The following is a 13,636-nucleotide window of genomic DNA, read 5'->3' as shown; positions in this document are numbered from 1 at the left end:
CAAGCTACGTAACGAGGTCGCACCCGGTGGCCCGACGACCCAAGTCAATTCTGATGCGTGGTGCCAACAGTCCGTCGCTTTCGATCAAAATGGTCCTATGCGCCACGCTGCCCGAGCAGATGATCCGCTGTCAATTGAAATGTGTATTTGTTGTTCGAGCGGAAACGTAGCATTGCAGAGTCGGTATTTCTCGCGAAGCTTATCGCCACAACAAAACCGGAACAGAAGCTACTAGGTTTTCCAACACCAACATTTTGAGCCCTTGTCGCCGTCAGGTCTTCTACCTACTGCTAGGAATTGAGAACTAAAGATCGTCAGAGTCCGGGACGTTGCCCAATCTCACAAGGAAGTTTGGGGTTCCAACTTCTCCACTGTTTGGGTCTTCGATAATTGTGTAAGCGTCTGCACCTGCGCAATCTTCGGAAAGAGATTCCCTTTCCGCTCGGTTTTGCGCTTCTGACGCTGAAGAATATTGGAATTGTTTATCAATCTTCAGACCTGGTTTCCCATCACGCCCCGTCGTGTTTTCGACGTATGCTCTGTCGCCTATCATCTGGCGCGCGAGGGCCGCAAAGACATCGTCGTTCTGGAACGCTCGAAACTGACCAGCGGAACGACATGGCAAGCCGCCGGACTGGTGCGACGCCTACGTCCTTCGGCAACGCTGACCAAACTCATCAGTTACTCAATCGACCTTTATCAGGAACTGGAATCCGAAACCGGGCAACAAAAGGGGTTCGTTCAGACTGGTAGCCTGTCCATCGCCACCCATGAAGACCGCCTGACAACGCTCAAACGACAGGTCAGCCTAGGTCGCGCCTTTGGATTGGAGGCAGACTTAGTAGATGGCTAGCAGCCAGGAGACCTATGGCCCCTGATCCGCACAGACGACGTGATCGGGGCATTTTGGTCACCTGCCGACGGGCGCGTAAATCCGTCTGACGTGGCGCTAGCCCTTTCGAAAGGCGCCAAGGCGCGCGGAGTTTCCTTTTTCGAGGACACCCGAGTGACAGGCCTGCGCAAAACAGCCGAGCGGACCAGCGGGGTCGCGGTGGGCGATAATGTGATTGAGGCTAATGGGTTGGTAGTCGCCTGTGGACTCTGGTCGCGAGAGGTGGCGGAAATGGCAGGTGCGCATATGTCTCCCTACGCCTGTGAGCCTTACTACATTCTGACCAAACGAATGCCCCAAGTGCAGGCGCTAGGGCGTGGCGCTCATCTGCCTACCCTGAACTATCAGGACACCTTTTTTATATGCGCGCGACGATGTCGAAGGGCTGCTTGTCGGCTCGTTTGAACTCAACGCCAAGGGCCTTCCGCTCAATCGTCTGCCCGCCGATTTCAGCTTCGATTTGCTGGACAAGGACTGGGACCATTTCATGCCGATGATGGAGAACGCGTTGCAGCGCAGTCCGGCACTTGAAATTGCCGAAGTTCGGATGTTGCTCAATGGCCCGGAAAGCTGCACGCTCGACAGCCAGTTCTTGCTGGGCGGAAGCCCGGATGTGCCGGGATGTACGTGATGGGAGGCATGAATTCCAGTAGGATCGCGTTGGCAAGGAGGCTGGACGGGCGTTGGCTGAATGGGTCATTGCGGGTTATCCAACGATGGAACTTAACGAGGCCGACATTCGCCGTTTTGGCCCCGAGATGAACGTGCTGTGCTTACCGCAGGCGCGTATTCCTGAAGTGTTAGGGCGGCACTAGGACATCTCCTATCCCGGCCTCACGATGGACATGGCGCGAGGGCCACGGCGCTCGCCGGTTTATGCGGCGCTGCGGGACGGTGGTGCTCATTTTGTCAGTATGGCGGGTTGGGAACGCGCTGTTCATTTCGGCGCAGAGGCCGCGCATCTCCCGTTGAAGTTTACAGCAACTGCCTGGCGCGATCAGGTCGGGGTCGATGTGGCCGCGTGTCGCGACGGGGCAGCCCTGATCGACCAATCTGCTTTCGGTAAGATCATGGTGCAGGGGCCGGGCGCGAGTTTTTTTAACCGTATTTGCGCCAATCAGATGGATGTTGCTCCCGGGCGCATCGTCTATTCTCAGATAATAAACACCCGTGGTGGCATTGAATCGGACGTGACCGTTCAGCGCCACGACCCCGAGACCTAGCTGATGATAACGGACGCAAGTGAAGTGGTGCGCGATCTGATGCACATGCGCCACAAAAGGGGCGGCATGCGGGTCGAGTTCACGGATGTGGCCAGCGGTTGGGCGATTTTCGGGTTGGCAGGCAAGCGGGCCTGTTAGGTTTTGTAAAAGGCGAGTACCGCACCAATTCCTGAGCTGACTCCCTTTGGATGTGCGCCGGTGGAAATCGGGTTGGGGCGTGGTTTTGCAGAGCGGCTTAGCTTTCCCGGCCAAACTGGATATGCACTTTATATCCCGGCCGAGATGGCCATGGTCGCTTATGAGACACTGGAAGCCGCCGGGGCAAGCCATGCGGGCTTGTTTGCCACCGGTAGTCTGCGGATTGAGGCAGGCTTTCGCGCCTTGGGCCATGAGTTGACCCAAGGCACCACGCCGCAGGAGGCGGGATTGGATCGGTTCTGCGCCTGTGACACGGATTTCATTGGGAAGGCTGCGTTGCAGGCTCATGTGCCGCAACGCCAGATCGCGACAATGCTGTTTGAAACCCCAGACGCGATCCTGATCCATTACGAACCGATCTAGTTTGACGGTCAGGTTACAGTGCAGATCACCTCTGCGGCCTGGAATTATACCTAGGGGTGCACGGCTGCGCTGGCGATGCTGAACGCCTCACATGATCGTTTGCGCGCTGGCGACGTCGTGGAGGGGTTCGAGGTTGAGATTGCTTGCAAACGGTTCGGCGCCCGTGCCGCTCTGAAAGACTGGAAGATATGACTCGCACCGTTCAATGCGCCGTGATTGGTGGCGGGATGATGGGGGTCGCGGCGCTTTACCAACTGGCTGAGTATGGCTGGACCGATACCATTCTGTTAGAGAAAGCTGAACTGACGTCTGGGTCCACCTAGCACGCGGCAGGTCAGATTGCCCATGCGGTGAGCAGCCGTTTGTCAGGTTGGATCAACAAAACTTGAATTGCTACCTACAAGGCTGTGGAAAAAGAAACCGGGCAAAGTATCGGCTGGCACGAAATGGGCGGGTTCCGCGTCGCATATGATAATGACTAAGTCGACTGGATGAAGTCGATTATGGGTGTTGGCCGCTTACTGGATCGGCCGATGGTTCTGGCGGGAGCAGAAGAAGCCAAAAAGGGAAATCCTTTCTACAATACTGAAGGGATGAAAGCGCCGGTGCAGACGTTTGAGGATCGGCACATTGACCCGTCCAGCGTCACGCAGGCACTCGCAAGCGCCGCGCGCAACCGAGGCGCGAAGATTGCGCGGCATACCTTGATCACAGGGGCCGCCCGTAAAGGTGACATGTGGCGCCTGACGACGGACATGCTGGCCGAACATGTGGTGATCGCCGCTGGCTCCTACGCCTATCAGGTCGGTGCATGGTTCGGGGTGAAGATTCCCTTGGTCTCTTGTTTGCACCACTACCTGGTGACCGACACGGTACCGGAATTTTTGGGTCGCCCGGAGCTTCCGATGATGCGCGAAAACTCTTTCGGTGGCTACATCCGGCAGGAACAGAAATCAGGCCTGATCGGTATCTATGAAGGGCTTGCCTGTCCCACGGTCTGGACCATGCCAGATGCTGCTCCGTGGCAGGCCGAAAACGAGCTGTTTGACGCAGACTATGACGCGATTGGCGACTTCCACATGCGCGCCTTTGATCGGAAGCCAATCTTGGCCGAGCTTGGCATCAAGCGTGTGGTGTGCGGCGCCATCACTCATACATCTGACGGCGGTACGCTGGTCGGGCCGTCAGGTGCGCGCAACGTCTGGCTGGCACGCGGATCGTCCATCGGCCTCGCCGGGGCGGCGGTGCGGGGCAAATTGTGGCCGAATGGATGACCACCGGTCAGACCAGCCAGAACACACGCAGCATGGACCTGCGTCGCTATGGTTACTTCGCCGATGACATCTTCGTTGTTGAGCGGACCAAGAATGAATTCATGCGCCGCAACGACACACCGGTGCCGGTTTTAAGTGGGCGCAAGGTACAGCGGTCTTGGAAGCTTTGGCCGAAGCATTGCAGGTGCCCGTCGTCGCCTCTTCTGGCCATGTTGATGTCACGCGCCATGATCATCCATGGCGTGCTGGGCAGGGTGGCCCGCGCGGAAACCGGGTTGCGAGCCGTTTGACCCGCGAAGCAGATGTGATCGTTGTGCTTGGCGCGCGGCTCGGATTCAACTCCAAATTCTATACCTCGGAATTTGTGAACTTCAAGGCTTGCATTGCCCATGTTGATATAGATGACAGTGCCGCGGGTCGGTATTCACCAGTAGAAATCGCGGTGCAGGCGGATGCTTTCCAGTCGGCGCAGGTGTTGATGAAAACACCTGCGTCCGATGTAGACCCGTGGCGCGAAGCTTTTGCCGCAGATATGACCTCGCTAGTTGCAGACCGAGCCGATGAGGCGGAAATCACAACTCTCTCCATACATCCGAAGCGTGTTCTGGTCGAAATCCGCGAGGCTCTGCCGGAAGAGGTCATCGTCACGCTGGATACCGGCAATACCTGCCTGCAGGCCGGCGACCGCCTGGCGCGTTACCAATCCCCCGACCTTGTAACGCCGTAGGATTTCGGACTGGTCGGTTTTGGCATGCCAGCCGCCATCGGCGTCAAGGCTGCCGCCCCCGGCCGGCCTTTGGTGGCCATCATGGGCGTTGGTTCCATGGGCTACGCTATGATCGAGGTGCAGACGGCGGTCAGCCACAAGCTACCGGTCATTTTCAATGTCCTCGACAATCAGGCATGGGGCGCCGAGAAAGCCTATAAACAGGAATTTTTTGGCGGGAGACTACTGGGCGCGGAAATTGACAGTCCGCGCTTTGACAAATTTGCTGAACTCTGCGGCGCGCGCGGATTTTGGGCCGAAGGGCATGGGGATACGGGCCCGGCTCTAGAACAGGCACTGGCCAGCGGTGAAAATTGCTTCATTCAATGCCTGATCGATCTCGGTGCATTGATGACTCTGGGCTAGGATCTGTTTAAGACCGCTAAATGACTTCACCGTATGACATCGTAGTGGTTGGTGGCGGAAATGCCGCACTCTGCGCGGCCATCGAGGCCGCCGAGGTCGGTGCGCACGTGCTGATTCTTGAAGCTGCGCCGAAACCCTATCGCGGTGGCAACTCGCGCCACACGCGCAATTTCAGATGTATGCATGACGGCCCGCTGTCAGTGCTGACCGAAATCTATGATGAGGACGAATATTTCGACGACTTGCTGCGCGTCACCAAAGGCAACACAGATGAGATGCTGGCTCGAATGGCCATTCGCAGCTCGCAAGACTGTCTACCGTGGATGGAGACGCATGGGATCCGCTTCCAACCGTCGCTCTCGGGAACGCTAAGCCTAGGTCGTACCAATGCTTTCTTTCTTGGCGGCGGCAAAGCGCTGGTAAACGCCTACTACCGCACTGCGCAGGCATTGGGCGTCGAAGTGCGTTATGAGGCCGAGGTGGTGCATGTGGAGATGGCCGAAGGTGTTTTTGATCACGTGGAACTCAAGGACGGCACGCGGATTCAAGGGCGGGCGCTGGTCATCGCCTCGGGCGGATTTCAGGCCGATCTGGATTGGTTGGTCGAGGCATGGGGCCCTGCGGCGCGCAACTTCCTGATTCGGGGCACGCCTTACAATCGCGGTGTCGTACTGCGCGATATGCTGGATCAAGGGGCGGGCAGCGTCGGCGATCCGACCCAGTGTCATGCCGTAGCCATTGACGGGCGCGCGCCCAAATTCGACGGCGGTACCGTGACGCGGTTGGACTGTGTGCCGTTTTCCGTTGTGCTCAACAAGAATGGGCAGCGGTTTTATGACGAGGGCGAAGATGTCTGGCCCAAGCGCTATGCGATCTGGGGGCGGTTGGTGGCCGCCCAACCCGATCAGGTTGCTTACTCCATCATCGACTCAAGGTCACGCGATCTGTTCATGCCGTCTGTTTTTCCGCCGATCCAGGCTAATATGCTTGATGAATTGTGCCTCAAACTGGGGCTACCTGAAGATGCGCTCCGGACCATCGCGGCGTTCAATGCGGCCTGTCGGGATGGCCCGTTCAGCCCGCAGGAACTAGACGGTCTGGCCACTGAAGGGCTCACTCCCGCCAAGACCAACTGGGCGCGTCCGCTGAGAGAACCGCCCTTCTACGCCTATGAGCTGCGTCCCGGCGTCACCTTTACGTATCTGGGCCTCAAAGTGGATGAAACAGCGCGCGTGCACGCCAATGGTGCGCCGCTGACAAATGTCTGGGCGGCCGGGGAGATCATGGCGGGATCAATCCTCGGGCAGGGCTATCTGGCCGGGTTCGGGATGACCATCGGCACGGTCTTTGGCCGCATCGCAGGCAGGGAGGCCGCAGCCCATGTCAGCTGAAAAACTGCAAGAAGCCCGCCGCCAAATCGAGATTTGCAACGCTTGCCGCTATTGCGAAGGTTATTGTGCAGTGTTTCCTGCAATTACCCGGCAAACCGCTTTCGCGGATGGCGACATCACACAACTGGCCAACCTGTGCCACAACTGCCGTGGCTGTTATTATGCCTGCCAATACACCGAGCCACATGAATTCGCGATCAACTTGCCGCGTGTGCTGGCCGAAGTGCGCACTGACAGTTGGAGAGAACTTGCATGGCCGTCCGGGTTTGCCAAGGCATATGACCGACATGGGGTCGCCATGGGGGCGATGACGGTTTTGTGCCTCTTTTTCCTTATACTCGGCGCCGGATCAATGCGCGGCGCGGGCGACGGAGAGGGATTTTACCAATATTTGAGCCACGGCTTTATGGTGGCGATCTTTGCTCCGGCGTTTATTGTTCCTTTGTTGGCAATGGTGATCTCGATCCGACGGTACTGGCGCCATGTCGGCGGTGGTGCGATCGGATGGATCGCAATGGCGCGGGCGTTCCATGACGTGGCGACTCTGCGAAATCTGGGGGGCGGGCAGGATCAGGGTTGCAATTTCGAGGATGAGGACCGTTTCAGCAACGCGCGTCGTATCGCGCATCAGTTGACGCTCTGGGGTTTTCTCTTGTGCTTCGCGTCGACCTCGTCAGCAACGGTTTTGCACTACGCTTTTGATATGCAGGCTCCTTACGGAGTTTTCAGCCTGCCCAAGCTATTCGGTGTGCCCGGTGGGTTGATGTTGAGCGCAGGGACCTTTTGGATGGTCGTGTTGAAGCTGCAAGCGGATGGGGATCTGTCAGATGGCCGAGTGCGCGGCGGCGATATGGCGTTTGTATTGTTGCTTTTTGCGGTCAGCACCTCCGGTCTGTTGCTCTATGCCGCAACATATTCTGGCCTCGTACCCTATCTGCTGACGTTCCATCTTGCCACGGTGCTGACCTTGTTCTTGACACTGCCCTATTCGAAGTTCGTCCACGGATTTTATCGCTTGGCTGCTTTGCTCAAAAATGCTCGAGACGCGGGCTAGTCAAGCATTGCTTGGGAGTGCTGGCCGCTTTTTGGTCAGGAACCGGCGTAGGGTGGGATGGTTTCTATTTATTTTCAAAAATTTATGAGGTTTTCTGTGCGATGTGTGTGAAACTCGAAGTTACATTTGGGCAGGCCTATTGGGGATGGCGCGGCTGTAATCGGATTGATGCGCATTGAAGCCAGAATGAATTTGGAACCTTGCATGGTTTTGAATAACGCTCGGGTTTTTTTGCCTGCTGCGCTCTGGAGGAGGGCTTTTCGAGATGCAGGTCGGCTTGGGGCAAACATGGATCGCGGAAACAACGTTGACTGGTCAGGTGATGCGTTGAAAGACCAGAGCAAACGCGATTACTGTTAGCGCCGTCTATTGGTCATGTGTCCAGTCCCTAAAACAAGACGTCCGGCAACCAAGTAGCCAAGAATGGCATAGCCCACACCAGCAGGATACCAACGGCTTGCAAGCCGATGAAAGGTACAACGCCGCGATAGATGTGCGTGGTTGTAATTTCCTTTGGGGCCGCAGCGCGCAGATAGAACAGCGAAAACCCAAACGGCGGGGTCAAAAAGCTGGTTTGCAGATTGATGGCCAAAAGCACGCCCAGCCAGATTGGATCATGCCCCATTACGATCAATGATGGCGCGACAAGCGGCAGCACGATCACTGAAATTTCGACAAAATCGAGGAAAAACCCGAGCACAAAAACAAAGAGCATCACAAACAACAAGGCACCGTTCGGTCCGCCAGGCAGGTTCTCCAGCATGTGTGCGACGCGTTCTTCTCCGCCGAGTCCGATGAAAACCAGCGAAAAGAAACCGGCGGCGAGGATGGTAGCAAAGATCATCGCTGTCATGGTCAGGGTTGAGTTCAGCGCGTCATGGATGATCTTTTCGCCTATGGCTGCGCGGAGTGCCAGAATGACTGCGCCTAATCCGACAATGGCCAGCAGCGCATAAAATGCGCCGAGCGCCCATTCCAGAACACCGTTGTCGTTACGTTGCAGCCTGACAGGATACATCCCAGCCAGAAGGCCGAGAAGTACCAAAGCAGCGGCACCGATCAGGATCAGCTTTGGGTTGATCCCGATCTTGCGCCCGGCCATCAGCAGCGCACCGATAGCACCAACAGAGGCGGCCTCGGTTGGTGTGGCGATACCGCCAAGAATTGCACCAAGGACAGCAAAGATCAGCAGAACAGGCGGAACAATGGCTGCCACGACTTCGCGGCGATCTGGACGCGCAAGGCCGATGTCGGCAGGCGGCATGTCGTGCGGGCGCAGTGCGCCGCGGATCAGTATGTAGACTAAATAGAGCGTCACCAACAGCAAACCGGGGATCATCGCGGCAGCAAAGAACTGACCAACCGAAAGCGCCTCGACCGAAAACTTCCCCTGCTCGTACTGCGCTTGTTGGTAGGCATTGGACATCACATCCGCGAGGATAATTAGCAATGTTGAGGGCGGAATGATCTGTCCCAGCGTGCCGGCGGTGCAGACGATACCGGCGGACAGGGCGGGGTTATAGCCTGCGCGCAGCATGGTCGGCAGGGCGATCATGCCCATAGCCACCACCGTGGCCCCGACAATGCCCGTGGAGGCGGCCAGAAGCGCGCCGACCAGAACCACTGAAATCCCAAGGCCGCCTCGCAATTGTCCAAAGCTTCGGCCCATTGTATCCAGCAAGTCCTCGGCGATCTTGCTCTTTTCCAGAATTGCGCCCATTAGAACGAAGACAGGAATGGCGATGAGCACCGTGTTGGTGATGAGACCGAACGCGCGCTGGCCCAATGCCCCCAACAGTGACACGTCCATAACCCCCAGCATCCAGCCCAGATAGGCGAAAGCGACGGCGACGCCCGCGATGCTGAACGAGACAGGAAAGCCGGATAGGACCGCCACCATGAGGGCGGCGAACATTACAAGGTCTAGATAGTCTGTCATGTGGCGCTCTTTTGATGAAACAGGCGCACCAAAAGAGCCAGCGATTGTAAAAGTATCAGTACACAGAATGCAGGGATCAGAGATTTTAGAAGAAAAACTGCCTCGATTCCGCCTACGGAAATAGGGCCTTCGAGGATTTTCCACGAATTGCGCACCGAAGGCCACGACCAGTAGAGAAGTGCGGTCATAGAGGGGATCAACAGAAAAAGGTGACCAAAGATGTCGATCCGGCGCCGGGTTGCCTCGGAGACTTTTGCGTAAAACACGTCAACGCGGACGTGTTTGTCTACCAACAAGGTGTAGCCCGCTCCGAGCATGAAGAGTGTTGCATGCATGTATAGCACGCTTTCCTGAGCTGCGATGGAATTGAAACCAAAGACATATCGCCCGATGACGATGCAGAATTGCACCAGTACCATGGTGAGCGCCAGCCAGCGGATCACGTTGGCGACAATTTGGTTCATCCGCTCAATCGCTTCGGCAAACCTCAGCATTCAGTTTGCCCTTTCTGGCATGGTGTTGGTGCGCGACGAAGGCCGCGCACCACAGTTTGCATCAGTAGCCAAAGACACTTGCGCGGGCATTCATCTGCCCGTTATCGGCGTTGGTTTTGTAGCCGCCAACCAAATCACGGTAAGCGATAAAGCTTTCGGTGATCCGCACAACGAGTTCGTCGTCATCGGCCAGATATTCCTGCATGATCTCTTGCGCCGCGACACCCATAGCTGCGATCACATCGTCGGGTAGCTTGCGCACCTGAACGTTATGTTCGGACACCAAGGTTTGCAGCGACTGAGCATGCTTGGTCATGTATTCTGTCAAAACCGGATTGTAGAGACCTTGACAGGCTTGTGTGACCACCTCTTTCAGATCGTCCGGCAACTCGGCAAAGACTTCCGCGTTCACCCCACATTCTTCTGCCGAAGACGGCTCGCCCACACCAGGCCAGTAGTAATACGGCGCCACCTGATAGTAGCCGAGTGCGCTGTCGGTCCAAGGCCCAATGAATTCGCCTGCGTCCAATGCTCCGGTTTGCAATGCCTGGAACATCGTCGGACCGCTCATTGCTTCGGCAGCCATGCCAAGCTTTGCGGCCATCTGCGACGCGATACCCGTCGTGCGGAACTTGAGACCTTTGAGGTCCTCAATCGAATTTATCTCGTTCTTGTACCAGCCAGCCCATTGCGGACCAGAATTGCCGCAAAGGAACGGCTTGATGCCGAAACGGCCATACATCTCATCATACAGAGCCTGACCGCCGCCGTGATACATCCAGCCAAATTGTTCATCCGCAAGCAGACCAAAGGGCTGCGAGCCGAACAGCAGGATCCCTTTGGACTTTGAACCCCAATAGGCCGGAACGGCGTGGTACAGCTCCGCTGTGCCCTCTGATACGGCGTCGAAAACACCATTGCCCGGTACGAGTTCACCTGCCGCATAGAGCGTGACGTTGATCCGTCCGCCAGACAACGTGGTGATGCGGTCCGCCAGCGTTTGTGCGGCCACGCCGGGCCCAGGAAGGTTTTTGGGCCATGCTGAAACCAGTTTCCAGTTGCGCACGTCTTGCGCGATAGCAGGTGTAGAAAGTCCCGTTGCCACGGCACCGACACCGCCGGCAGCCAAGAATTTACGTCTATCCATCTTGTCGTCTCCTTGTTGGATTTTGTTTGATTGAAAAGTTGTCGACCGTATGGCGCGGCCTTTTGGATTTGTCAGTTTCCCAGAATGCGTGGCAGACGCAGCCCGTTTTCTCGAGCACAGTCAATCGCTTCCTGATAACCCGCATCCGCGTGTCGCCAGACGCCGCTGGCCGGGTCATTCCAAAGCACTCGTTCAATCCGTTTTGCGGCTTCGGGCGTGCCATCGGCGCAGATCACAACGCCGGAATGCTGGCTAAAGCCCATGCCGACACCGCCGCCGTGATGGATGCTGACCCATGTGGCGCCGGACGCGGTGTTGACCAGTGCATTCAGCAAAGGCCAATCCGATACCGCGTCAGAGCCGTCTTTCATTGCCTCGGTCTCGCGATTGGGCGAGGCGACCGAGCCACTGTCCAGATGGTCGCGGCCAATGACGACGGGGGCTTTCAACTCACCACTTGCGACCATCTCATTGAACGCGAGGCCGGCGCGATGCCTCTCGCCGAGTCCGATCCAGCAGATGCGGGCAGGCAGGCCTTGAAAAGCGATGCGGTCGCGCGCCATGTCCAGCCAGTTGTGCAAATGAGTGTTTTCCGGGAACAACTCTTTCATCTTCTGGTCCGTCTTGTAAATATCTTCTGGGTCGCCCGACAGTGCGGCCCAGCGGAAGGGGCCGATGCCTCGGCAAAACAAGGGACGGATGTAAGCTGGCACAAAGCCAGGGAAGGCAAAGGCATTTTCCAGCCCTTCCTCCAGCGCGACCTGCCGGATGTTGTTTCCATAATCCAGCGTCGGCACACCGGCGTTCCAGAAGTCGACCATGGCTGCCACATGGGTCTTCATTGATGCGCGCGCGGCCTTTTCAACGGCTTTCGGATCGCTTTCTTGCTTGTCCTTCCAATCGGCCATGGACCAGCCTTGCGGCAGATATCCGTGCAGTGGGTCGTGGGCGCTGGTCTGGTCGGTCACAATGTCGGGACGGATGCCGCGCTGGTAAAGCTCGGGGAAGACATCAGCGGCATTGCCCAAAAGCCCGACCGACTTGGCCTCGCCGGCTTTGGTCCAGCGAGTGATCATCTCCAGCGCTTCGTCCAGCGTATCGGCGCGTTCGTCCACGTAGCGGGTGCGCAGGCGGAAATCGATGCTTTCGGGGTTGCATTCGACGGCGAGACAGCACGCCCCTGCCATCACTGCCGCCAAAGGTTGTGCGCCGCCCATGCCACCCAAACCGCCCGTGAGGATCCACTTGCCGGTCAGATTGCCGTCATAGTGCTGGCGGCCCGCCTCGACAAAAGTCTCATAGGTGCCCTGCACAATGCCCTGGCTGCCGATGTATATCCACGATCCTGCAGTCATCTGGCCATACATGGCCAGACCCTTTTTATCGAGCTCGTTGAAGTGGTCCCATGTCGCCCAATGCGGCACCAGGTTGGAATTGGCGATCAGCACGCGCGGGGCATCCGCATGGGTTTTGGCAATGGCAATGGGCTTGCCGGATTGCACTACCAGAGTCTCGTCTGCTTCCAAATCTCGCAGGCTGGCTACAATGCAATCGAAATCCAGCCACGTCCGCGCAGCACGCCCGATGCCGCCATAGACAACAAGTTCGTGCGGGTTTTCGGCCACATCCGGGTGCAGGTTGTTCATCAGCATCCGTAGGGGGGCCTCGGTTTGCCAGCTTTTCGCAGTCAGTTCCGTACCCGTTGCAGGGTAGATGTCGCGGGTGTTCTTGCGCGGATCGCTCATTGGGGCCTCCAGACGGAAAGGGATTCGAGGATGGATTTGAGATGACTGCGCAGACGCTCTGCGCGGACCTTGTCAAAGGTCCAGGGTGGCGCTTCAGACGCAAGGTAGGAAGATTGCGCCAGTTCCATCTGGATTGCATGCAGGCCTTGTGTGGGCTGACCATAGTGTCGTGTGGTCCATCCCCCCTTAAAACGACCGTTCAGGACAGCCGTGTAATCGGCTGCTCTTTCGCAAATATCCAGCATCGTTTCGGTAATCGCTGGAGCACAGGTGATACCTTCATTGGTGCCAATGTTGAAATCCGGCAGAGTACCGTGGAATAGAAACGGAATATGCGATCGTATCGAATGACAATCGTAGAGCAAAGCAAACCCATGGATCGCCTTGATGCGCTCCAACTCGGCGGCCAGCGCCGCGTGGTAGGGCGCATGATAGGCGATGCGCCTGCGTTCGACTTCCAGCGGGCTTGGTTCCTGGCCATCGCGATAGATGGGCAGCCCGTCGAAATCGATCGTCGGGCAAAGGCCTGTGGTGTTCTGGCGAGGATAAAGACTTGCGCCTGAAGGGTCGCGATTGACGTCAATAACATAGCGGTGGACGGTCGTACGTACGCTGGTCACACCGTTGACCAGTCCCGCATAAAGTTGGTCGATATGCCAGTCGGTATCGGCAATGGCCCGGCCAGTGTTGTTTAGGCGTGCAAGGCAATCGTCCGGAATATCGGTGCCGGTGTGAGGCAAGCCCAGCACCAGTGGGCTGTCACCCCGGGTAATTTCGATCAGGC

17 protein-coding genes and 1 pseudogene are annotated in these 13,636 nt (G+C 57.3%); 13 read left to right on the top strand and 5 right to left on the bottom strand.

Annotated features, from left to right (window positions below; translation table 11 throughout):
- The first annotated feature begins 472 nt into the window (after positions 1 to 472).
- From AB8B75_RS13850 to tcuB, 13 genes and pseudogenes are all read left to right on the top strand, one after another.
- Positions 473 to 1,297 (top strand): annotated as a pseudogene (locus tag AB8B75_RS13850) (NAD(P)/FAD-dependent oxidoreductase).
- An 82-nt stretch (positions 1,298 to 1,379) separates the two neighbouring features.
- Complete coding sequence (locus tag AB8B75_RS13845; protein ID WP_405363081.1) at positions 1,380 to 1,523, top strand: hypothetical protein; 144 nt, start codon at positions 1,380 to 1,382, stop codon at positions 1,521 to 1,523.
- Between the two features lie 52 nt (positions 1,524 to 1,575).
- A complete protein-coding gene (locus tag AB8B75_RS13840; RefSeq protein ID WP_405363080.1) occupies positions 1,576 to 1,707 on the top strand; it encodes a hypothetical protein in 132 nt (43 codons plus the stop codon).
- Positions 1,708 to 1,731: 24 nt separating this feature from the next.
- Positions 1,732 to 2,115: a hypothetical protein gene (locus AB8B75_RS13835; RefSeq protein ID WP_405363079.1), complete on the top strand. Its 384-nt coding sequence runs from the start codon at positions 1,732 to 1,734 to the stop codon at positions 2,113 to 2,115.
- A 3-nt stretch (positions 2,116 to 2,118) separates the two neighbouring features.
- Positions 2,119 to 2,253, top strand: a complete 135-nt coding sequence (locus AB8B75_RS13830) for a hypothetical protein (RefSeq protein ID WP_405363078.1) — start codon at positions 2,119 to 2,121, stop codon at positions 2,251 to 2,253.
- Between the two features lie 60 nt (positions 2,254 to 2,313).
- The gene (locus tag AB8B75_RS13825) at positions 2,314 to 2,676 is read left to right on the top strand and encodes a hypothetical protein (RefSeq protein ID WP_405363077.1); all 363 of its coding nucleotides are present in this window, start codon (positions 2,314 to 2,316) and stop codon (positions 2,674 to 2,676) included.
- A gap of 188 nt (positions 2,677 to 2,864) precedes the next feature.
- A complete protein-coding gene (locus tag AB8B75_RS13820) occupies positions 2,865 to 2,999 on the top strand; it encodes an FAD-dependent oxidoreductase (protein WP_405363075.1) in 135 nt (44 codons plus the stop codon).
- Between the two features lie 168 nt (positions 3,000 to 3,167).
- A complete protein-coding gene (locus tag AB8B75_RS13815) occupies positions 3,168 to 3,950 on the top strand; it encodes an NAD(P)/FAD-dependent oxidoreductase (protein WP_405363074.1) in 783 nt (260 codons plus the stop codon).
- Entirely contained in the window at positions 3,935 to 4,240 is a 306-nt protein-coding gene (locus AB8B75_RS13810; protein ID WP_405363235.1) for a hypothetical protein, read from the top strand. Before AB8B75_RS13815 ends, AB8B75_RS13810 begins: the two co-directional genes overlap by 16 nt.
- On the top strand, positions 4,129 to 4,677 hold the full coding sequence (locus AB8B75_RS13805; protein WP_405363230.1) for a hypothetical protein: 549 nt from the start codon (positions 4,129 to 4,131) through the stop codon (positions 4,675 to 4,677). Before AB8B75_RS13810 ends, AB8B75_RS13805 begins: the two co-directional genes overlap by 112 nt.
- A 9-nt stretch (positions 4,678 to 4,686) precedes the next feature.
- Positions 4,687 to 5,082, top strand: coding sequence for a thiamine pyrophosphate-dependent enzyme (locus AB8B75_RS13800; protein WP_405363228.1), 396 nt, complete (start codon positions 4,687 to 4,689; stop codon positions 5,080 to 5,082).
- Between the two features lie 20 nt (positions 5,083 to 5,102).
- Entirely contained in the window at positions 5,103 to 6,473 is a 1,371-nt protein-coding gene (tcuA, locus tag AB8B75_RS13795; protein WP_405363072.1) for an FAD-dependent tricarballylate dehydrogenase TcuA, read from the top strand.
- Complete coding sequence (gene tcuB, locus AB8B75_RS13790; protein ID WP_405363070.1) at positions 6,463 to 7,527, top strand: tricarballylate utilization 4Fe-4S protein TcuB; 1,065 nt, start codon at positions 6,463 to 6,465, stop codon at positions 7,525 to 7,527. Before tcuA ends, tcuB begins: the two co-directional genes overlap by 11 nt.
- A 388-nt stretch (positions 7,528 to 7,915) precedes the next feature.
- On the opposite strand, the gene AB8B75_RS13785 is transcribed toward tcuB, so the two are convergent.
- The 5 genes from AB8B75_RS13785 to hutG all read right to left on the bottom strand — a co-directional run bounded on the left by AB8B75_RS13785 (position 7,916) and on the right by hutG (position 13,634).
- Positions 7,916 to 9,466, bottom strand: a complete 1,551-nt coding sequence (locus tag AB8B75_RS13785; protein WP_405363069.1) for a TRAP transporter large permease subunit — start codon at positions 9,464 to 9,466, stop codon at positions 7,916 to 7,918.
- The gene (locus tag AB8B75_RS13780) at positions 9,463 to 9,960 is read right to left on the bottom strand and encodes a TRAP transporter small permease subunit (RefSeq protein ID WP_405363068.1); all 498 of its coding nucleotides are present in this window, start codon (positions 9,958 to 9,960) and stop codon (positions 9,463 to 9,465) included. The genes AB8B75_RS13785 and AB8B75_RS13780 overlap by 4 nt, the downstream gene beginning before the upstream one ends.
- 61 nt (positions 9,961 to 10,021) lie before the next feature.
- The gene (locus tag AB8B75_RS13775; protein WP_405363066.1) at positions 10,022 to 11,107 is read right to left on the bottom strand and encodes a TRAP transporter substrate-binding protein; all 1,086 of its coding nucleotides are present in this window, start codon (positions 11,105 to 11,107) and stop codon (positions 10,022 to 10,024) included.
- Between the two features lie 71 nt (positions 11,108 to 11,178).
- Complete coding sequence (hutU, locus tag AB8B75_RS13770; protein ID WP_405363065.1) at positions 11,179 to 12,852, bottom strand: urocanate hydratase; 1,674 nt, start codon at positions 12,850 to 12,852, stop codon at positions 11,179 to 11,181.
- Positions 12,849 to 13,634, bottom strand: a complete 786-nt coding sequence (hutG, locus tag AB8B75_RS13765; protein ID WP_405363227.1) for an N-formylglutamate deformylase — start codon at positions 13,632 to 13,634, stop codon at positions 12,849 to 12,851. Before hutG ends, hutU begins: the two co-directional genes overlap by 4 nt.
- Between the last annotated feature and the right edge of the window lie 2 nt (positions 13,635 to 13,636).

The organism is Roseobacter sp. (genome assembly GCF_045106495.1).
Classification (GTDB): domain Bacteria; phylum Pseudomonadota; class Alphaproteobacteria; order Rhodobacterales; family Rhodobacteraceae; genus Roseobacter.
This window is presented reverse-complemented; position numbering and strand designations above follow the sequence as displayed.